Origin of the sequence: Petrotoga miotherma DSM 10691 (genome assembly GCF_002895605.1) — a bacterium.
Taxonomy (GTDB): Bacteria; Thermotogota; Thermotogae; order Petrotogales; family Petrotogaceae; genus Petrotoga; species Petrotoga miotherma.
The window spans coordinates 40647-61632 of sequence record NZ_AZRM01000005.1; the positions used below are offsets into that span (position 1 = coordinate 40647).

Annotated in this window: 17 protein-coding genes and 3 tRNA genes; 6 read left to right on the forward strand and 14 right to left on the reverse strand. The window is 34.8% G+C overall.

Annotated elements, in window-relative coordinates; translation table 11 throughout:
• Positions 1 to 27 precede the first annotated feature (27 nt).
• The 6 genes from X928_RS00670 to pruA all read left to right on the forward strand — a co-directional run bounded on the left by X928_RS00670 (position 28) and on the right by pruA (position 5984).
• A complete protein-coding gene (locus X928_RS00670; protein WP_103078048.1) occupies positions 28 to 660 on the forward strand; it encodes a hypothetical protein in 633 nt (210 codons plus the stop codon).
• 266 nt (positions 661 to 926) lie between these two features.
• Positions 927 to 1235, forward strand: a complete 309-nt coding sequence (locus X928_RS00675) for a (2Fe-2S)-binding protein (protein WP_103078049.1) — start codon at positions 927 to 929, stop codon at positions 1233 to 1235.
• Positions 1228 to 2871: an FAD-dependent oxidoreductase gene (locus X928_RS00680; RefSeq protein ID WP_211286409.1), complete on the forward strand. Its 1644-nt coding sequence runs from the start codon at positions 1228 to 1230 to the stop codon at positions 2869 to 2871. The genes X928_RS00675 and X928_RS00680 overlap by 8 nt, the downstream gene beginning before the upstream one ends.
• Positions 2864 to 3151 (forward strand): (2Fe-2S)-binding protein, encoded by a 288-nt coding sequence (locus tag X928_RS10135; RefSeq protein WP_211286410.1) that lies wholly within the window; start codon positions 2864 to 2866, stop codon positions 3149 to 3151. The genes X928_RS00680 and X928_RS10135 overlap by 8 nt, the downstream gene beginning before the upstream one ends.
• Positions 3152 to 3183: 32 nt before the next feature.
• Positions 3184 to 4329, forward strand: a complete 1146-nt coding sequence (locus X928_RS00685) for an NAD(P)/FAD-dependent oxidoreductase (protein WP_103078050.1) — start codon at positions 3184 to 3186, stop codon at positions 4327 to 4329.
• A gap of 23 nt (positions 4330 to 4352) precedes the next feature.
• Positions 4353 to 5984: an L-glutamate gamma-semialdehyde dehydrogenase gene (pruA, locus tag X928_RS00690; RefSeq protein ID WP_211286411.1), complete on the forward strand. Its 1632-nt coding sequence runs from the start codon at positions 4353 to 4355 to the stop codon at positions 5982 to 5984.
• Positions 5985 to 6036: 52 nt separating this feature from the next.
• Here pruA and X928_RS00695 read toward each other — a convergent pair.
• The 14 genes from X928_RS00695 to X928_RS00760 all read right to left on the reverse strand — a co-directional run bounded on the left by X928_RS00695 (position 6037) and on the right by X928_RS00760 (position 20983).
• Positions 6037 to 6111, reverse strand: a tRNA-Gly gene (locus tag X928_RS00695).
• A gap of 10 nt (positions 6112 to 6121) precedes the next feature.
• Positions 6122 to 6209 (reverse strand) — tRNA-Leu (locus X928_RS00700).
• Positions 6210 to 6226: 17 nt separating this feature from the next.
• Positions 6227 to 6302: transfer RNA gene (locus X928_RS00705), tRNA-Lys, on the reverse strand.
• A gap of 138 nt (positions 6303 to 6440) precedes the next feature.
• A complete protein-coding gene (locus tag X928_RS00710; protein WP_103078051.1) occupies positions 6441 to 7502 on the reverse strand; it encodes an ABC transporter permease in 1062 nt (353 codons plus the stop codon).
• Entirely contained in the window at positions 7492 to 8634 is a 1143-nt protein-coding gene (locus X928_RS00715; RefSeq protein ID WP_103078052.1) for an ABC transporter permease, read from the reverse strand. The genes X928_RS00710 and X928_RS00715 overlap by 11 nt, the downstream gene beginning before the upstream one ends.
• Positions 8635 to 8644: 10 nt before the next feature.
• Positions 8645 to 9571: an ABC transporter ATP-binding protein gene (locus X928_RS00720; RefSeq protein ID WP_103078053.1), complete on the reverse strand. Its 927-nt coding sequence runs from the start codon at positions 9569 to 9571 to the stop codon at positions 8645 to 8647.
• Between the two features lie 30 nt (positions 9572 to 9601).
• Positions 9602 to 10939, reverse strand: a complete 1338-nt coding sequence (locus tag X928_RS00725) for an MATE family efflux transporter (protein WP_103078054.1) — start codon at positions 10937 to 10939, stop codon at positions 9602 to 9604.
• Positions 10940 to 11190: 251 nt separating this feature from the next.
• Positions 11191 to 11748, reverse strand: coding sequence for a glycerol-3-phosphate responsive antiterminator (locus X928_RS00730; RefSeq protein WP_103078065.1), 558 nt, complete (start codon positions 11746 to 11748; stop codon positions 11191 to 11193).
• A gap of 31 nt (positions 11749 to 11779) precedes the next feature.
• Complete coding sequence (locus tag X928_RS00735; RefSeq protein WP_103077493.1) at positions 11780 to 12172, reverse strand: DUF1667 domain-containing protein; 393 nt, start codon at positions 12170 to 12172, stop codon at positions 11780 to 11782.
• Complete coding sequence (locus X928_RS00740; RefSeq protein ID WP_103078055.1) at positions 12159 to 13376, reverse strand: NAD(P)/FAD-dependent oxidoreductase; 1218 nt, start codon at positions 13374 to 13376, stop codon at positions 12159 to 12161. The genes X928_RS00735 and X928_RS00740 overlap by 14 nt, the downstream gene beginning before the upstream one ends.
• Positions 13373 to 14800 carry an NAD(P)/FAD-dependent oxidoreductase gene (locus X928_RS00745; RefSeq protein WP_103078056.1) on the reverse strand — a complete coding sequence of 476 codons (1428 nt, stop codon included), beginning with the start codon at positions 14798 to 14800 and terminating at the stop codon, positions 13373 to 13375. The genes X928_RS00740 and X928_RS00745 overlap by 4 nt, the downstream gene beginning before the upstream one ends.
• Before the next feature lie 170 nt (positions 14801 to 14970).
• Positions 14971 to 16467 (reverse strand): glycerol kinase GlpK, encoded by a 1497-nt coding sequence (gene glpK / locus X928_RS00750; RefSeq protein WP_103078057.1) that lies wholly within the window; start codon positions 16465 to 16467, stop codon positions 14971 to 14973.
• A 333-nt stretch (positions 16468 to 16800) separates the two neighbouring features.
• Positions 16801 to 18864: an alpha/beta hydrolase family protein gene (locus X928_RS00755; protein WP_211286412.1), complete on the reverse strand. Its 2064-nt coding sequence runs from the start codon at positions 18862 to 18864 to the stop codon at positions 16801 to 16803.
• Between the two features lie 700 nt (positions 18865 to 19564).
• Positions 19565 to 20983, reverse strand: coding sequence for an MFS transporter (locus X928_RS00760; protein ID WP_103078059.1), 1419 nt, complete (start codon positions 20981 to 20983; stop codon positions 19565 to 19567).
• Between the last annotated feature and the right edge of the window lie 3 nt (positions 20984 to 20986).

Consider the following 20986-nt stretch of genomic DNA (forward strand, 5'->3'; position numbering starts at 1 on the left):
AAAACATTACTTAGTGGAGGTGTTAGTATGAAAAAAGTTTTTCTGTCTTTCTTTATAGGTATTCTTTTAGTCGGATCACTATTTGCGCAAGTAGGACCAACTGGTGGGGCTCCAATGTCCCAGGTACAAAATCAGGATCCTGACAACCAGATGTTTCAAGTTCAAGAAAGATTGCAAGAAAGAGTATTATCTCAAGATGTTTCACCAGTATCCGTTACAGGAACTGTCAAAACCATAGTGGATGACGATGTATCTTTAACCTTGAGTGTTGAAGTAGACTCTGAAATTTACTCAGTAAGGGTGCCCAAGAATCTTTTGGATAATGTAAAAGCCGGCGAAAGTATTGAACTAACTGGATATAAGGTAATAATAAATGACAACAAAAACTTTGTACCTTTAGAAATCAAATATCAAGATAGAATTGTGAATATGCAGAGATATATGGAAAATGTTCGATCTCAAAATTTTGAAGAAAGATATCAAGGAAATTTCCAACAAAACCAAGATTATCAAAGATATAAAGGCTACCAAAATTACCAAGATTTCAAAAGATATCAACAGTATAAGGATTATCAAGACTACCAAGATTTTCAAAGATACCAAAACAACCAAAGATTCAACCAAGAAAGATATCAAGATTGTCCTTATTACAACGACTAATTCAAAGTAAAGACGATGAGAAGAGGCCTAAAGGCCTCTTTTTTTTATATAAAGAAATAATTAACCTTATAATGTTTTTCAAAAATTGAAAAAAACTTCAATATTTGGCTTTAATCGTCCCTAATCATGAAATTTTTTTCATAATCGTCTATAATCACCTTTTTTAAAAAATGAAAATTATGATTCAATTAATAGTAGAAGTATGGTACTTGTGAGCTAGGCTGCGGGGCGAAGGTAGCATATAATTTATTTAAGAAGGAGAAAAAATGAGAATACAAAATCATCCCATACTATGTTTTAATAGAGGAAAACAAATAAAATTCTATTACAACGGTAAAGAATTGATAGGTTACGAAGGAGAAACCATTGCGGCAGCTTTGTATGCAAATGGTATTTTTAAATTCAGTGAAAGTAAGAAATTAAAAAGACCAAGAGGAATTTTTTGTGCTATTGGGCATTGTTCCTCTTGTTTGATGACAGTTGATGGGGTTCCAAACGTAAGAACGTGCATAACTCCTCTAAAAGATGGAATGAGAGTAGAATCAGAAAATATTGGAGTTGAGATAAATGAGTAAAATCCAAAACCTTGAATTATTGGTCGTAGGGGGAGGCCCTGCAGGACTTTCAGCTGCACTTGCTGCTGCTAATTATGGAATTAAAGTATCTTTAACAGAAGAAAGGGAATTTTTAGGTGGACAACTAATAAAACAAACCCATAGATTTTTTGGTTCAGAAAAGGAATACGCAGGCACAAGGGGAATAGATATACTCAAGAAGCTAATCGATGAAGTTAACAAGAATAACAACATAGAAGTGCTATTGTCTTCTAGGGTCTTGGGGATCTATGAAGATAACATTGTAACTATATTAAACGATCATAAAATGAAAAAATATTATCCTCAGAGTATTATTTTTGCAACGGGGGCATCAGAAAAATTTTTAGCTTTTGAGAATAACGATCTTCCTGGCATTTTTGGTGCCGGAGCAGTTCAGACTTTGATGAATGTTTATGGCGTATTACCAGCTACGAATGTCTTAATGATTGGTTCGGGAAATATTGGGTTGATAGTTTGTTACCAGTTACTACAAGCTGGTGTAAAAGTAGCTGCAATAGTTGAAGCAGCGCCAAAAATAGGTGGATACTCTGTTCATGCATCAAAACTCAGAAGGTTGGGCGTACCTATTTTAACATCCCATACCATAAAAAAAGCCATTGGAAAAGAAAAAGTTGAAGGAGCGGTAATATGTGAACTCGACAGCAATTGGAATGAAGTAAAAGGTACTGAGCAACTTATCAAATGCGATGCAATCTGTTTATCGGTAGGATTAACCCCGTTGGTTGACCTGTTAAAACAAAGGAAAGTGAAAACCACTTATGTTTCAGAACTGGGCGGCTACGTTCCCTTAAGAGATGAAAATATGGAAACGTCAATTAAAAATTTATTTGTCGCAGGGGATGTTTCAGGGATAGAAGAAGCAACAGCAGCTATGATTGAAGGCCAAATTGCCGGTTTATCCGTTGCCAAAAGAATCGGAAAAAACAGCAAAGACGAAATTGAAGAAAGAATAGAAGAGGCTAAAAATGAATTAGAATTGCTAAGATCTGGACCTGTAGGCAAGAAAATTAGGAAAGGATTATCTAAATTAGGTTTGAATCACGGGAAAAATTATAACGAAAAATTTTCAGAAGAAGCACTCGATATCTCTCATTTGATGAAAACTGGGGTACCTTCGGAAGAAAACTTAAAAAACAAGTTACCATCAGAAGAAAAGGTCTTTGACAAAGGTCCTATAGCCATATCAGAGTGCTTTCAAAGATTCCCTTGCGACCCCTGCGTAAAAAGCTGCCCTTTCAACGCCATATCTGAAAATGGTAACATCAACAACATTCCCTACGTTGACTTTGAAAAATGCACCGGATGCGGTATATGTGTTAGCAAATGTCCAGGACTGGCAATGTTTGTAATTCATAAAAATTTCAGTGAAACAACCTCGGTTGTAATCATGCCTTACGAATTTCTTCCAAGACCCCATAAAGGAGAAATTGTAAAGGTATTTGATAGAGAGGGAAAATACTTATGTGATGGCAAAGTAATAAGAATATTGGATGGAAAATTTCAAGACAAAACAGCCGCAGTGAGTATAGAAATTCCAAAAGAATATTATTTGCAAGCTAGGAATTTTAAAGTGGAGGAAGGAAATCATGGATGAAAACAAGGTAATAATTTGTAGATGTGAAGATGTAACTTTAAAAGAAATAAGGGATGCCATAAGAAAAGGATTTACCACCGTTGAAGAAATAAAGAGGGTAACAAGAAGCGGGATGGGACCTTGCCAAGGTAAAACCTGTGGTTTATTGATCGCAAAAGAAATTTCACAGATGACGGGCAAACCGATGGAAGAAATAGAACTACAAAGCATCAGACCTCCCTACGGAGGAATAACCTTTGAAGAAGTAACAAAAGGAACCGTAATGGAGAATGATAAATAAACTCTAATAAAATTAGTTAGCAGGTGAAAAACATGAAAAATAAAGCAAACGTTGTGATAATAGGAGGAGGGGTCGTAGGTTGTTCCATTGCCTATAACCTTGCCAAAAAAGGTGTTAAAGATGTAGTTTTACTTGAAAAATCCTATCTTTCAAGCGGAGCAACTGGTAGATGCGGTGCAGGAGTTAGGCAACAATGGGGCACCAAACAAAACTGTCTTCTGGCAAGTGAAAGTATGCATATTTTTGAACACTTTGAAGATGTCCTTCAAATAAAAAGAGACATAGAATTAAAGCAAAAAGGTTACTTATTACTAGCATACTCTGACAAAGAATTAGAACAATTTAAAAAAAATATCGAAGTTCAACACAGTTTAAATATTCCTTCTATTCTTTTAACTCCTAAAGAAGCTAAAGAAATCGTTCCCGACTTAAACATAGAAAAATTGGTAGGAGCCGCCTACTGTGCTAAAGATGGGCATGCCAACCCTTTTCAAGTGACTTTGGGTTACGCTGAAGCTGCACAAAGATTAGGTGTGGAAATAAACAAATTTACCGAAGTCAAAGACATAATAACTAAAAACGACACAGTACTAGGTGTACAAACAAACAAAGGTTTTATAGAATGTAAGAAGGTAGTTGTAGCAGTAGGAGGTTGGACACAAAATATAGTTAAAATGGCTGGAATAGATCTGCCAATTTACTCTGAAAGACACGAAATATTGGTCACAGAATCTGTAAAAAATATACTCGATCCAATGTTGATGTCCTTTTCCTACAATATTTACTGTCAACAAGAACCCAATGGAAGCTTCATCATGGGATATGGACCGGAGAACGAGCCCCCTAGTTACAACATGGAAAGTTCATGGGAGTTTCTTGAAACTATGTCAAAAAAGGCAACGTGGTTGCTGCCTCCTCTTAAAAATATTCGTGTCATTAGGCAATGGGCTGGCTTATACAACATTTCACCAGATAGACAACCAATAGTATCACAGATTAACCAGGTAGAAGGCCTCTATGTAGCTTGTGGATTCAGTGGACATGGTTTCATGCTTGCACCAGCCGTTGGTATTCTAATGGCAGATATAGTTACAGGTGATCAATTAACTTACAATGTAATTTTAGATTTAGAAAGATTCAATAGGGGAGAAATCATTGAAGAACCCTCAGTTGTATAAAACTTAAAAAGGAGGAATCAACTTTGAACAACTCGATACCTATTTTCGAAATGCCTGAAAACGAGCCTATTTTAAATTATGAGCCAGGAAGTAAAGAAAAGAAAGAATTAAAGGAAAAACTTTCTGAACTGAAAGGTGAGAAAATCGAAATCCCTCTTATAATTGGTGGGAAAGAAGTAAGAACAGGCGATCTTGGAAAATGTGTTATGCCTCACGATCACAGCCATGTATTGGCAGAATACCACAAAGCTAGTGAAAAAGAAATTGCAATGGCAATAGAAAGTTCCCTAGAGGCAAAGAAAGTATGGGATAAATTTTCATGGGTTGATAGACTATCCATTTTCAAAAAAGCAGCTGAACTGTTATCCACGAATTGGAGGTCAACATTAAATGCAGCTACCATGCTCGGTCAAAGCAAAAATGTTTTTCAAGCAGAAATCGATTCAGCATGCGAATTGATAGACTTTTTAAGATTCAACTCATACTATGCAACAAAGATATACACAGATCAGCCAAAATCTATCAAAGGTGTATGGAATAGATTAGAGTATAGACCTTTAGAAGGATTCGTTTTCGCAGTTACTCCATTTAATTTCGCTTCTATAGCAGGAAACCTACCCACGGCACCTGCTATCATGGGAAATACGGTTTTGTGGAAGCCTGCTTCTTCAGCTGTATATTCTGCATACTTCTTCATGAAATTACTACAAGAAGCTGGATTGCCCGATGGAGTAATAAATTTCATACCTGGTTCAGGATCCAAAATTGGAAGTATAGTTTTTAAAGATCCTAACTTTACTGGATTACATTTCACCGGTTCAGCTCCAACTTTTCAAAATATGTGGGAAACAATCGGGAAGAACATAAGAAATTATAAAACTTACCCAAGAATAGTTGGAGAAACAGGTGGAAAGGACTTTGTGATTGCACATGAAAGTAGTGAAATAGAACCACTGGTAACAGCGCTAATTAGGGGAGCATTTGAATATCAAGGTCAAAAATGTTCGGCTGTCTCAAGAGCTTATATACCTGACAACATCTGGCCGAAAGTAAAAGAAAATTTGATCGAAAATTTGAAAGAAATTAAAATCGGCTCTCCAGAAAATTTCACCAACTTTATGAATGCTGTAATTGACAAAGAGGCTTTTGATAAGATAAAAAGTTACATAGATTTTGCAAAGGAAAGTAATGAGGCAGAAATAATCTATGGTGGAAAGTGCGATGATTCTATTGGATATTTTATTGAGCCAACTGTAATACTAACGACTAATCCAAAGTTTAAAACTATGGTAGAAGAAATATTTGGCCCTGTTTTAAGTATCTACGTTTACGATACAAAAGAATTTGACGATGTATTGAAATTATGTGATGAAACTTCACCCTATGGTTTAACTGGAGCGATCTTCGCTCAAGATAGAAAGGCTATTAAAAAGGCAGAGGAAGTACTCGTTAACGCTGCCGGAAACTTCTACATCAACGATAAACCTACTGGTGCTGTGGTGGCTCAACAACCGTTTGGTGGTGCAAGAGCTTCAGGAACAAACGACAAAGCTGGAAGCGTTATAAACCTTTTAAGATGGGTTTCCGCCAGAGCAGTTAAAGAAAATTTCGTTCCACCAAAAGATTTCAAATATCCATTCATGAAAGAAGAATGAAGACAGCCTCACGGCAAGTAAGTAAAATGTCCCCACCAGGGGACTTTTTTATTGGAGCGGATAATGGGATTCGAACCCACGACCCCTTGCTTGGCAAGCAAGTGCTCTACCGCTGAGCTATATCCGCAATATTTGGCTGGTGCGCGAGGTGGGACTTGAACCCACACGGATTATTAATCCACAGGATTCTAAGTCCTGCGCGTCTGCCAGTTCCGCCACTCGCGCTAATAACTATAAAAAAATGGTGACCCGCCTGGGATTCGAACCCAGGACCCTTTGATTAAAAGTCAAATGCTCTACCAGCTGAGCTAGCGGGTCACTTAGTAGTTACGTATATCAAAATTCTTTTTTGCAACCGTTGAATATTATAACCGTTCACAACACTTTTGTCAAGTCTAAAGTTAAAACAACAAGTAAAATTGAGTTTAATATTCATTGTTTTTTTACTTTTTTTAATTATTTCTCTTCTTTCAAAAAAATCTCAGACGAGACGAACAAGAGGAAAAGCCCTCCTACAAACAAAACCAAATTAATTATTACAAAGGCGTTTAAGCCAATTTGTTTGATATTTCCTGTGTACCTTATTAAATCAACCACATACTTAACCGGTAAAATATTACTTACCCATCTGACAGAAGTGGGCAAAAATTCAACAGGGAAATATACCCCTGAAAAGAAAGTCATTACAACATAAAGGATAGAAGCAATTTCTATCGTTACCGAAGGTTCTTTGAACAACAATAAAAGCAATATCCCAAATCCCATCATTCCTATAGATGAAGTAAAAAACACTATAACAAGCAGTCCCCAGTTGAATGTCAAACTCGAATCAAACATTATTTTACCTAAAAAAACTATAATAAACATGGATATGAGATTCAAAAAAAGCTTAGTGGATGAAGCCGATAAAGTAAATTCTATCGGTTTCATTGGTGAGGCTTTAAGTCTTTTAATTGTGCCTAGTTTTCGATATCTTCCAAATACATTTATCATTGAAAACATGCCACCTGATAAAAGCGATAATCCTATAACTCCTGTCAAAATAAAATCCAAAGTATTTTCTTGCCTTTCTCCTATGGGGGTTTCAACAAATTCCACGTTTATATAATCTTCATTCATCCCTATAAAATACTTTTTCAACAAACTTTGCAATTTTAATTTTAAAAATATATTGCTCTGATTATTTATGTCTGTTCCTTTTTGAACAAAGGTTATTTGATTATTCTCAACTATAATTATTCCCATATCGATTTGATCGCTTTCTAAAGCTTGACTTAAAGAGTTTTTGTCTTCAAAAATTAACACTTGATAAGGAAGAGCTTCTACAATCCCTTCTCCAAAGTTACCAGCGATTCCCAATTTATACTCAACACTTTGGTCAGTCTCTGTACCAAAAATAATCCCGAAAAGAAACATCAATAGAACGGGTAGAAGGAGAGTAAAGAACACTTCGAAACCATTTCTAAAGGTTTCTTTATAAAATATACTCACTAAAGAAAACATGCGTTTATTTTTCACAATAAACCATCCCCTTATAACTCATTGAAAAGATTAAGATAGATGCCACCATCCAGATAACAGGGACGATTATATTAACAGGGACAAGAACATTCCCAGTCATCAACTTCCTCATCCCATCCACTAAATAAGTAACAGGGTTAAAATAAACGTACCATCTTATAAACCAAGGTGTATTAGTCACCTCAAAATAAAATCCACTTAAAAAAATGGTCGCTTGATATATGACCTGAGAAATTGCTTCGGCGGATCCCATATTTTTATACAAAGAAGAAAGAAGAAGGCCGACACTCAGTATCACGAGGATTGAAAAACCACTGTAGGCTATAAACTCTGGTTTATATATATCCGGACTAACATCAAAAAGGTAAGCCTCAATGTATAAAACGATCAAAGAAAGTAACAGTAGGATGAGATGTGAAAGTAAAAAGCTAAAAAAGTATTCGTTCCCTTTTATAGGAGTGGAGTTTAGCCTTTTAAAAACACCTTTTTCAACGTAATACGAAAAATCAAAAGGCATATTAAATACAGCTACAGTCAAAACAGACATCAAAATAATGGCAGGAAATAGGAAATCTCTGTATCTATACGGTTCTGACTGTTTTATACCTATAATCTCTTCATTAACCGCTAATTTTACTTCTTCCCCTCTTGTGTACATCATTATATTCATTTCATCCAAAAATACTTCAAAAATGTCTCTTGCATACATAGAAGCACTATCGTTGGTATAATAAACTTTTATATCAGGAATCTCAATAGTTTTGATCAAAAATTTCAGATTAAGTAAATTAAAGTTTTCAGGAAACACTACAAAAGCATTTATCTCGGAATTTTTTAAGTTCCGAAGTCCTTTTTCGAAAGAATCATACTCCACTACTTTAAAAGGGATATGATTTGATTCAGACGGAGAAAAGACATCATCGAATGTAGTTTTTATTACTCCCTGTAAAGGCTCTTCGTAATATATTCCAACCTTCAAATCTAAATTTTCTGAGGTGCCAATATTTTCAAAGATACTCACGAATAAAATGAAAAATAACGTGGGAAATATTATAGTCCAAAAGGGAACAGCAAATTCTCTTGAAGAATCAATAAAAAATGTCTTTGTGAGATTTATAATTTTTTTCATATCATCTCACCTAATCCCTTAAGCTTTTCCCGGTTAAATGGAGAAAAACATCCTCTAAGTTAGGCTTTCTAATAACAATATTCGATATATCAAACTTCTTTATTTTTGCGTCCTCAAATATTCTTACAAGAGTACTCTCTACATCTTTTGTTTCTATGGTATAAAAATTTTCTTTTATGGTGACTTGAAAATTTGAATCTTTGAAAAGTTCTTCTTTTATCTCATCAAAGTTCCCATTAGAGTTAATTTCAAAGGTGATTATGGAGTCCATTTTCAACGAATGTATTAGCTCTTTAAGTGTTCCTTGCGCTATTACCCGGCCTTGATCAAAAATATAGATTCTATCAGCCAAAAATTCAGCTTCTTCCATATAATGGGTAGTTAGTATTATGGTCTTGCCTAAATTTCTTAAGTCCGATATTTTTTCCCATGTACTTCTTCTTGCTTGAGGATCTAACCCTGTAGTTGGCTCATCAAGAAACAACAACACAGGATCATTAATTACCGCTGTAGCTAACGCTAATCTTTGTAATTGTCCACCTGAAAGTTTTGAGACCTTACTATTCTTTTTTTCTTCAAGATTAAAATCCTTCAAAATCTTATTTACATCAAGACTATTTTTGTATAATCCCGAGAATGCTTTAAGGGTTTCCAAAACCTTTAAATTTGGGAAAAAATTAGTATCTTGTAATTGAATGCCTATTCTTTCTTTAATATTAGAATCTACGTTTTCTATCTTTTTCCCAAAATAGTAAATTTCTCCCGCGTCTTTTTTTCTCAATCCTTCGATTATTTCAAGTGTTGTTGTTTTCCCAGCACCGTTTGGACCTAAAATAGCAACGATCTCGCCTTTTTTTACATCAAAAGAAACACCGTCAACCGCTTTTATACTCTTATAATACTTCTTCAAATTCTTCACTTCAATAATACTCTCCATCACAAACATCCCCCCTATAAGGTGTAAAACCTAAGCCTCTTCTAAAACGTTTCTAAGCCATTTTTTACTTCTATATCTGAAAAAAAGAATTATTGATTTTATAATCTCTTCCATCATCGTTAAAAAATAAACGGTGGGAAAACTTAAATTTAATAACAATCCTCCAATCGCAGCTAGAGGAACACCTATACACCACAACGTAGAAGCTTCAACCAAAAAAGAGAATCTTGTATCTCCTCCGGCTCTTAAAAATCCGACAACGTTCATACCGTTGAAGATCTTTACCGGTAGAAACCCCATTGAAATAATTATTGTGACTTTTACCATATTTTTAACTTCTTCTGAAACATCGAATACATCAACTACTAAAAATGTAGTTACTATCCCTACGATAGCTGCTATTACACTTATTAACTCCGCCAATTTTAAGGCTTTTTTGGAGGTTTCAAAGGCTTCTTCAAATTTAGATACTCCCAATATATTTCCAATAATTACTGATGCAGCGTTAGCTATAGAAAAAGTCACAGAAACCGCAAACCCTTCTATAGTTGACATAACTCTTTGAGCAGCTATGACATCTGTTCCCATATGAGCATAAACAACAGAATACATAGTGAATCCCAATGACCAGGCAAATTCATTTGCCAAAGTAGGTAAGGCGTAATGAAAGAAGTTTTTCATAAATTTTGAATTCAATTCAGCAACATGTTTAAAATAAGCCCTTCCTGGGAGCTTTCCAACGTAAACTATAAAAACTGTTGCAGTACATCCGATCGCTCTAGCAATCAAAGTTCCTATCGCAGCACCTTTTATACCTAAAACAGGGAAACCAAACTTACCAAAGATTAGCAAATAATTTAGCAAGATGTTTGTAGATAATTCTATAATAGTTATTATCAAAGGCAAATGAGCTTTTCCTATACTTCTCAGCATAAAAGAAAAAACCATTGTAATTGCAAATAATGGATAACTAAAAGCAATTACCTTTAAATAAGGTATTCCAGCTTTAATAACCTCAATATCCGGGCTAAAAAATCTCAAAACTAACTCTGGAGTAAAATAACTCAATAAAAAGAATGGAATAGAGAAGAGAAGGGAAGACAAGATAGTTAACGCAACAGAACGAGATAAACCATCTTCATCTTTTTTCCCCCAATACTGTGCAAAGAAAATGCCTCCTCCAGAGACTAGTCCAAACAATATTAAGTTGTACAAGAAGAAAAACTGATTTGAAAGTCCAACTGAAGCGATGGCAACCTCTCCCAAAAGCCCGATCATTAAGGTATCAACAAAATTAACGCTTGTAAAGATAACTTGCTGAAGCGCTATCGGGAAAGCTATTCTGATTATTCTTTTGTAGATCTCCATAGAACCCCCCACAATGCATTTTGCATAATAAAAAATATATGAATATAAAGAATTTTACCACAATAATCATGGTTATTTTTCTAAAAAATCAAAAAATAATTGTTAAGAATCACTCGGAATAAAAACTGTGCTTCTACTAAAATAAAATTGGGTAACATCAAATACTAAAAGAAATAAGTCCGCTCAAAAAGAATTATCCCAGAGCAGACTTATTATATAACATCTTTATCAGAAACTTTAAAATAATCTTTTTACCATAAATCTTTAGCACTGGTAGAAATAGCATGGATACCCTTTTTAAAGAGCTCCAAAACCTCTTCTTTTTTACTTACCAATCCACCAGCTATCAAACATACCTTTGTTCCTATATTTTCTAAAAAATATGGTGCTGCTATCGCTGGTAATATTTCAAAGGCATTAGGTTGAGAAGTTTTTTCCAGAAAATTTACAACAGATTTTAAAGAGTTAGAATCTATCAAAAACACCCTTTGAACTGCCATTAAATTTTCTTGCATTGCTGTTTTTATAGCGTTATTTTTTGTGGATATTATTCCATCACATAACTGTTTACGAGCTAAATATTCAATACCTTTTTTATCAGAAGCGATGCCTTCTAGTAAATCGATATTGATAAATAACTTTTTATTAAATTGTTTTACAATAGGCATAACATCTTCTAAAATCAATATGGATCCCGTAAGCAAAAAAATGATAGGGGATTCAGTTTTTAAGGCATCATCTAAGTCATTTAAATCTCTAATAGCAGGAATTATAGTGTTTTTCTTGATTAAATTACATAAACCTTTCATATTATCTCCTTTTAAGACACTTTTTTGTTTCTTATTTTTTCCTATTGACACTTCTCGTAGCTATTATATCACTACCTGTGTCTAATATATTTTGTATTACAACGTCCCCTCTTTTAACGGGTGCTTTTACCTTTGTTTCTTTTAATATTTTCATTATATCTTGCATAAGTCTCAATGGGACAGGTTTATCAGACCGAACCGAAGCCATCGAAATTTCTCCATCTTCTACTTTAACGCTTGTTACAACCACTCTTAAGGGATCAGTGATTTCTTGTTTTACAAATTCTAAACCTCTTTTACATCTGTTCCCCTTAACTTCTACAATTTCTATTTCATCTGCATCTGCATAAACAACGTTTATTTTACATCCCAAAGGGCAATTTGTACACACTATTTTCTTCTTTTTGTATTCAACCGAGTTCACGTGCACTCACCTCTATTTCTTTCAAATTCTTATCCTTAAATGGTTTTATGGAAATTTCAATCATTTCAGAAGGTCTAGCTTCTTCTTCTATCATCTTAATTCCAAGAGGTTCTACTGTAACTTCCGCTCTTTTGAAAGTTTTTGAAACTCTAAGGTACAACTTTGTCCTTTCGTTGGGATCTATATACATTGGATGCAATATATTTATATTTTTACCTTTTTTAACTTTTACCTTTTGCTCTGGAAAGTATTGATTTTGTGAATAAAGAGCAGCATATTTACCGGCTTTTTCCCCTTCTCTTGAAACATAATCCACTAAGTCAAATACAACTGTACAGTTCCCAGCTGCAAAGATCCAATCTTCAGAAGTTTGATTAGTATTAGATGTGATAAATCCAGGACCAGTTTCAACAAATTTTACAGGGTCTGTTAAAGGTATAAGGCCAACGGATGTTATGAGGGCATCCACGTTAAATACCTTTTCCGTGTTTGGAATAACTTGCCTATTTTCATCAACTTGAGATACGTAAACTTTACTCAATCTCTTATTTCCTTCGACTCTTGTGACGGTATGAGAAAGATACAATGGAATATTATAATCTCTTAGACACTGTTGAACGTTTCTTTCCAACCCACCTGGGTATGGCAAAATTTCTACAACACCTTTTACTTCTATTCCCTCTAAATGAAGCCGGCGAGCCATTATCAATCCAATATCTCCTGAACCAACTATTAAGGCGCTATTGGCTGGCTTGAGATTTTGAAGGTTGATGTATTTTTGAGCTACTCCTGCGGTAAAAATACCAGCAACCCTATCACCCGGAACCGCAAGTGAATTAAAATGTCTTTCTCTTGCCCCTGTTGCCATAACTAAAGCCTTTGTTTTTATCTCGTGTATCCCTTTATGATTCACAAAAGTCAATTGTTTATCTTTATTCACATTCAACACAAAGGCACTGTTCAATATTTTTATATTCGTATTGGCTAATTCTTCTTGAAGCGTTTCTTTGAATTCTGGGCCAGTTAAATCTTTTCTATAATAATGTATCCCAAAACCATTGTGAATACATTGATTTAAAACTCCACCGTTTTCTTCTTCCCTTTCTATAAGAATAACGTTTGCACCATTTTTATCTGCAGCCTTAGCAGCGGCCATTCCTCCTCCGCCACCACCTAATACAACAACATCTGTTTCGTATTTCATATCGCTCTCACCTCGGAATTTATTATCCACGAACCTTTTTCATTTTGAAGTACTTCTTCTGGTTTTAACCCTGTTTCTTCGGAGATTATTTTCAATATCTTTGGTATGCAAAAACTTCCTTGACATTCTCCAAAGGAAGCTCTCGTAGCAAATTTAACATCATCTAAAGTTCTTGCACCGTTTTTTATAGCCTCTTTAATCTCTTTTTTTGTTATTTTGTTACAATAACAAATCATTTCTCCAGCATCTGGATCTTCTTGAATGACTCTTTCCCAGTAGTCATAATCCTTTTCCACTAAATGTGGAACTTTTTCTATTTGACCGATGTAATTTTTCCTTTTTTGTAAATTAATATGTAACTTTTCTTGAATAAGATATTCTACAACGTATTTAGCGATCGCAGGTGCAGCGGTTAATCCAGGGGATCTTATACCAGAAACATGTATAACATTCCCTCCACCTACATCGATATGAAAATCTTTTTCCTTTGTTTCAGGTCTTAGACCGGCAAACGTTTTAATTACATTCCTTGAAAAATCTAAAGTTGGAACCAACCTCAAAGATTTTTCTCTGACTTCTAAAAGCCCTTCTTGAGTCGTAGAAAGATCTTGTTTTGATTTCACACCATGAGCAGTAGGCCCAGCTAAATAACCCCCATCCACAGTCGGAACCACCAAACAACCTTTCGTCAACTTAGAGGGAGTTGGAAAAATGACAGCATTTGCATACTTTATGTCCTTTCCTAAAAGATAATACTCACCTTTTACAGGGAAAATATAAGGTACCTCATCTCCAAAAAGTTTTGCTACTTCATCTGCATATAATCCTGCAACATTAATAACTAAATCTGCTATATAACTGCTCCCATCTTCAAAGAACAATTCAAACTTGTTATCTTTCTTTTTTACTTCAACAAGTTTCTTATTTTTTAAAACTTTTCCTCCATTGATCTCTACCGATTTTGTAGCTTGCATAGCTACTTCCCATGGCTCAGTCACACCTGCTATAGGGCAATAAAAGGATTTTAAAGCACTCTTATTTAAATTTGGCTCCATTTCTAATAGTTCTACCTTATCTAAAATCTCATATTCTTTGACCCCGTTTTGAATTGCTCTTTCTTCCAACTCATCGATCGCTTTTAACTCATCTTCGTTTAATGCAACAACATGTGATCCAACTCTTTTCACTTCTACAGAAAGTTCCTGGGATATCTCATCGTACAATTTATTACCCTTATAACACAGTTCTGACCTTAAACTTCCAGGAGTATCGTCATACCCCCCGTGAATTATTCCAGAATTTCCTTTTGTGACACCTGTTCCTATTCCGTTTCTTGCCTCAAATATGAAGACATCTTCTATATATTTGTTAATTTCTCTTGCGATTAAACTTCCTACTATTCCAGAACCTATAACCGCTATCAACTTTTACCAACCTCCTGATATTATAAAAAAAACCATACCCTTTACGAAATAATTTCGCTTTAGGATATGGTTTTCTCTTATTCTCCACCATTTTATTATTAACTTTTATTTCACCACACATTCTAACATACTTAAATTAAGTGAAAGTTAACAGACTTACAATTATTTGATTATTTTTCTTCAATCCAATTTTTTGCCCTTTCAACGGCTCTTTTCCAACCAGCGTACAATCTTTCCCTTTCATCCTCATCCATTTGAGGAGTAAAAAGGGCATCCCGTTTCCATTTTCTTAATAATTCCTCCTGACCATTCCAATATCCTACTGCCAAACCCGCCAAATATGCTGCACCTAACGCTGTCGTCTCATTAACTACGGGCCTTTCAACCTCTACACCAAGAATATCAGATTGAAATTGCAAAAGGAAATTATTTAATGCAGCACCACCATCTACTCGGAGAGTTTTAAGTTTTATACCCGAATCGGCCTCCATAGCTTCAAGAACATCTCTTGTTTGATATGCTATAGATTCCAAAGTAGCTCTAATAATGTGTGCTTTTGATGATCCTCTTGTTAAGCCAACGATTGTACCCCTTGCATACATATCCCAATAAGGCGCTCCAAGCCCTGCAAATGCCGGCACAAAATAAACACCACCATTATCTTTGACTTTAGTTGCATAATATTCAGTATCTGCAGCACTATCAACTATCTTTAACTCATCTCTAAGCCATTGAACAGCAGCACCTGTAACGAAAATAGATCCTTCCAAGGCATAGTTAACCTTCCCATCAATTCCGTAAGCTATTGTAGTTAATAAACCATGTTTAGATTCAATAGGATCTTCCCCAGTGTTCATTAACATGAAACAACCGGTGCCATATGTGTTTTTTACCATACCTTTTTCATAGCAAACCTGACCAAACGTAGCAGCTTGCTGATCTCCTGCTATTCCAGCAATGGGTACTTCTGCGCCGAATACATCTACATCGGTATTACCATATATTTGACTCGAAGGTTTTACCTCTGGTAAAAGAGAAAAAGGTATATTTAACTCTTTAAGAAGATCTTCATCCCATTTAAGATCGAAAATATTGTATATCATTGTTCTGGATGCATTGGTATAATCAGTAACGTGAACTTTTCCATTAGTTAGCTTCCAGATTAACCACGTATCTATAGTTCCAAATCTAAGTTTTCCAGCTTCTGCTTTTTCTCTGACTCCTTCAATATTATCCAAAATCCATTTAATTTTAGTTCCAGAAAAGTAAGCATCTACCATAAGACCTGTCTTATGCTTAATAGCTTCTTCTAAACCTTTTTCTTTCAAATTATCACAAATTTTTGAAGTCCTTCTATCTTGCCAAACGATTGCATTGTGAACAGGTTTCCCCGTTTCTGCATCCCAAATAACGGTTGTCTCCCTTTGATTAGTTATACCAATCGCACTGATCTGACTACGTTTAATATTCCCTCGAGCCATAGCATCTGCTATAACTCCCATTGTAGTTGCCCAAATTTCATTGGGATCATGCTCTACCCATCCGGGTTTAGGATAATACTGCATAAATTCTTGCTGTGCTAAACTAACAACATTCCCATCGTGATCAAAAATTATAGCCCGAGAACTTGTAGTCCCTTGATCGATTGATAAAATATACTTTTCCATTACAGTCCTCCTAAAAACTTTTTTATACTCATTTTAGAAATTCTAAAACACGCATTTTAACTAACTTTTAAAATTTTCAATTTTTGTACATTTACTTCCTCACAGTATAATTTATTCGATATCACATCATTATTGTCTCATAAGAGGTCATACAATTGTCGTTATTCAGAAACTCTTTTCAGCTGTAATTCTTTCATGCGTTTTTTTCCAATAATAGTCTAACCACAGAAAGGCGTACTAAAGAAGTTTATCAAACCAACAGGCATATATATAATACATGCCTGTTGGTTTGGTATATACTCCATAATATTAAAGACTCAATTCCCTCAATATTCAAATTAAACCACTATATAAGGTAGTGTTGGCAACCGTAATCATTGTAACTAGGAATGTATTTAAAAATACTCCCGTATATATATTACCAGTTCTTTTAAAAAGAACTTTAGAATAAATAGTGGCAACAAGCAGAGTTGGAATAAGGGCAAACAGTAAGATGCTGCTGAGTGACTGGGAAGGGAAGAGTGCTGTTCCAGTAATAAAAAGTTTCCCGTACTGTAATATCAGATACAGAACCAGACCTCCAACATTCAATACAGAGGCAGCCACGTAACCCTTCCATCCCTTCATATGTCCAGTATTAGCATTAACCGTAATCCCGGTCACATAAAAATACAGGAAAAAGAAAGGAGCATATTTCAAAGCAGCAACCAAATGACTGCTTCCAAAAGTCTTTACAGCCCATGTCCAGATTCTAAAGTCAACTTTGAATACTGTATCAATGATAAACAGAATTAGATATGCAATTAGCACCGCAACCAGGGCTGCTACTAAACTAGCTAAAATAGATTTCCAGTTAACAACAAAACCATACTGCTTGAGAGAAATACTCTGTGAATTTTTATTTAAATAATGGGTGAACAGGCCAATTATTGCTACTACAGATGTTACTACCATGGCCCAATAGAGAATTTGATTTGTAGCTGGTTCATTAAAATAACTGTTCAATTTAAGGACATTTGAAGAATTAATCAAAATCAATAATAAAATAATAGATACGGCAGATAACAGTGCTGGTCCTGTGATGATTGCCTTAAACCCTTCTTTATCTTTCTTTACAAACCCCATAATTACCTTAACTACAGAAAGGGCAATTACAAGCACTGAGAACACCTTAAGAACTGTCATACCCGTTCCGGCTTTATCCATCAGAGTGGGAAAGAATAATGCCGGGAATAAAGCGGAGATACTAAATATAATCCAATAGATGATCTTATCCTTTTTGGTCCCAGGACCTTTAATTTCTGGATTTATCTCTGTTTTTAATTTTGAGAAGAAAGGTAGATCTGATATAAGTAAGACTAACGGGACAAGAAGCAGGAAGAATCCAATCATGGCCACAAATGAAAATAGTTCTTTTAAAAACCATATTTGATTACCAGATGGCAGATTTGCTGAATTCTGATTAGTTGATGTATACTCCTCAAAAGCAACATTATAAAAATCTATCGCATGACCGGTTGTGGTAATTGAAAAATGATTTCTAGGATGAATCTCGCGAGGTGTATAGATAATTCTTTTTCCCCCATTTTCCAGATTATACCAGGTTTCACTCTGTGGCTCAGCAGGATTTCCTAAGAATTTTCGCCCTTCTTCAGTATTAGTATAATCTTTATAGACTACCGTCTCTCCTGATGCAAAAGCTTCCTGATCAAAGAAGAATTCATCATAATGAGCTGCAACTTTACCAACTATTCTGGGACCATAAGCCTGGAAAGCTACATCACCAGTTACACCTAAATAACTCGACCAACTATAATCCGAACCCATGGTTAAACCAGCATGTATTTTTCTTATCCCAGTAGTTGCATAATCCTGTTCATCCTGCACCATAGCCATTGTGGATGAAAATCCACCCATAGAATGACCACCAACAGCAATAATCCCATTCCCTGCCTCATCTTTTAATACATAATCTTGTTCATACATATACTGTACTGCATCATAGATACTAGTGGGCCAAAAAGAGAAGAAGGCGCTAGAGCTAGAAAATTCTGTATTGTTTATTGAATGACCGTGGTCATACATATCCAGAGCCAGGACAACATATCCCCTTCTGGAAAGCTCTATTGCCACTGCATCCTGCATTTCACTAGAATTTAAATACCCATGTGTAGTAATAATTGTCGGTCTTGGATCCTGACTATTAGCACCCTTTGGAATATAAAGCAGACCAGATAATTCACCCTTCTCAGTATCAAAACTTATTCTGCTTACCTTAGTAGAATAAAATGAAGTATTAAATAAATGGGCAAGAACACTTCCAAGCAAAATTAAAATTATGGACAGCATAAGTAATTTTTGATACTTCTTTTTCTTAGCAACAACATCCTTCATCATCTTATCCTCCTTAAGAGAAAATTTTTTTAAACTTCCCTATCTTCACCGTTGTTTCCCCTGCTTCTGCCCATGACAAGAACAATGCTTTGGGCCTTTTAGAAAAGGTTGTTAAGTATTTTGGCTCTTTTTCTTCTTACTTTATTTTACTCTACCTTTCGTTAATAATTGCTTTTGCCCATTTCTGAAGTGGGCATTAAAATGTACCTTCCCAACTTTTCCTGGCGCCAGAGGATACAAATGCTACGCTTTCAGCTACTAACTTTGTTAAAACATCATACTTTCTGCTTTATTGAAACTTTTCTTTACGCGCAAAGAAAATAATTTCATTATTCCCTATTTTTATTGTACTCTTACCCTACTACAAAACAAAAAACCTCAATAAATACTGTTTTTTATCCTCGAGTGGTTCCCCACTTTTAGATATACTAATATTTACTAAGGTTTTCTCTTCTTCTCCACCTTATCACTTTTATTAACTTTAAGTCTTAAGCCTAATTTCAATGTTTCATTATTTTACAATTTTCATAATTTAGGAACTTTCGAATTAATTATATATTAAAGTTTTTATATTGTCAATGTCAATTATAACCATTTCCGACCAATTACAGTCATTTATCATCGATTAGAGACATTTATCTACTAAATACTTAGTTTTTCTTTCTTTTTATAATTTATAAAAACTGGCTATAACCTTTTTTACTCAAATCAATTCTTTTTTTAATTCAATTATTTCTTTTTCTAATTCTTCTTTTATTGTTTCATTCTCTCTTTTTGCCTCTAGATATTCTCTTAATTTTTCATGTCTTCGAGGATTTAAAGGATATCTAGCAGCCGCAATTATTCCTAAAACCAATAAAATTATCGGAACGAAAGAGATTATAAATCTCAACGCAAACAAAAAACTCTCAGGTTGAAGCTGTTCTACTCCGTCTATTGGGTTAACAAATCCTGATAGCCCCAATGAAAAGGTAACCCCTGCAACTGCCAAGCCAGATGCCACTTTTCTCACAAACGTCATCAAACCACTTAAAGTACCCTCTTCTCTTTTACCGAATTTTAATTCAGCAACATCGGTTACATCCCCAAATATAGTATGAGGCATAACTGCAACCCCTGAAACTCCCGCTCCTATTGTTGCCGCCATTAAAATTATGTGGGACATAGTTACATCAGGAGGCAACGTAAAAAGAATGAATCCCGCAACACACCATACTAATGCACCTAAAATATATGAGATATTTTTGGATGTCTTTTTAGCAATAAAGGCATAAAATGGGATAAAAACAATTTCGGTTATGAAAAGAGCACCTAACGCTATGGGAAGTAGGCCTTCATTTCCAATATAATACTTAGTATAATAGGCAAAGATAGTTGAGACTACATCTATCGATAAATATGCAAAAAGATACATAGCAATAAGGAGCCGAAAACTCTTGATTTTAAAAGGTTCAAAAAACATATTGAAAAAGTTGAAGGTACTTTTTTCTTTAGAGAATTCTTTTCTTTCCTTGGTGAATAGAAAAACACCTATCCATGGAATTGAAAAGATCAAGCCAAAGGTTATTGCCATCATTATATAACCTGTTCTGATATCAGAAAAAGCATTCACTATTAACATTGGAAGCACTGCACAAACCAGCCCTGCCGCCAATGAAAATGCAAGCCTATAGGAATTTAAAGATGTTCTTTCATGGTAATCTAAGGTTAGTTCTGCCCCTAAAGCAGTGTAAGGAGTCATAACCATTGTATAAACGGTTGTAAAAGCTATGTATGCAATTAGTGCGTAAATGAATTTCCACAATTGATTAGGAAAACTTGCCGGATACCAAAGAATGAAAAAAGATATAAAGACCAAAAATGTTCCTGCCAACAAGTAAGGTCTTCTTCTGCCAAACCTAGTTCTTGTATTATCTGTAATGAATCCCATCAAAGGATCTGTAACGGCATCCCAAATCTTACCAATCAAAAGAATGGGAGCAATATACTGCATTTTCAGACCAATGACATCGGTAAGGAATATAGCGTAGAAAAAATTTATTATGTTGAAAGCACCACCACCAAAAATATCCCCCGACGCATAGAATAACTTAGTTTTCAAAGGTAGTTTTTCACTTTTCACTTT

Bases quoted from the DNA above. Each gene is read 5' to 3' on its own strand.
- X928_RS00670 (WP_103078048.1), top strand. From the start codon at position 28: ATGAAAAAAGTTTTTCTGTCTTTCTTTATAGGTATTCTTTTAGTCGGA.
- X928_RS00675 (WP_103078049.1), top strand. From the start codon at position 927: ATGAGAATACAAAATCATCCCATACTATGTTTTAATAGAGGAAAACAA.
- X928_RS00680 (WP_211286409.1), top strand. From the start codon at position 1,228: ATGAGTAAAATCCAAAACCTTGAATTATTGGTCGTAGGGGGAGGCCCT.
- X928_RS10135 (WP_211286410.1), top strand. From the start codon at position 2,864: ATGGATGAAAACAAGGTAATAATTTGTAGATGTGAAGATGTAACTTTA.
- X928_RS00685 (WP_103078050.1), top strand. From the start codon at position 3,184: ATGAAAAATAAAGCAAACGTTGTGATAATAGGAGGAGGGGTCGTAGGT.
- X928_RS00715 (WP_103078052.1), bottom strand. From the start codon at position 8,634: ATGAAAAAAATTATAAATCTCACAAAGACATTTTTTATTGATTCTTCA.
- X928_RS00720 (WP_103078053.1), bottom strand. From the start codon at position 9,571: ATGGAGAGTATTATTGAAGTGAAGAATTTGAAGAAGTATTATAAGAGT.
- X928_RS00725 (WP_103078054.1), bottom strand. From the start codon at position 10,939: ATGGAGATCTACAAAAGAATAATCAGAATAGCTTTCCCGATAGCGCTT.
- X928_RS00730 (WP_103078065.1), bottom strand. From the start codon at position 11,748: ATGAAAGGTTTATGTAATTTAATCAAGAAAAACACTATAATTCCTGCT.
- X928_RS00740 (WP_103078055.1), bottom strand. From the start codon at position 13,376: ATGAAATACGAAACAGATGTTGTTGTATTAGGTGGTGGCGGAGGAGGA.
- glpK (WP_103078057.1), bottom strand. From the start codon at position 16,467: ATGGAAAAGTATATTTTATCAATCGATCAAGGGACTACAAGTTCTCGG.
- X928_RS00755 (WP_211286412.1), bottom strand. From the start codon at position 18,864: ATGATGAAGGATGTTGTTGCTAAGAAAAAGAAGTATCAAAAATTACTT.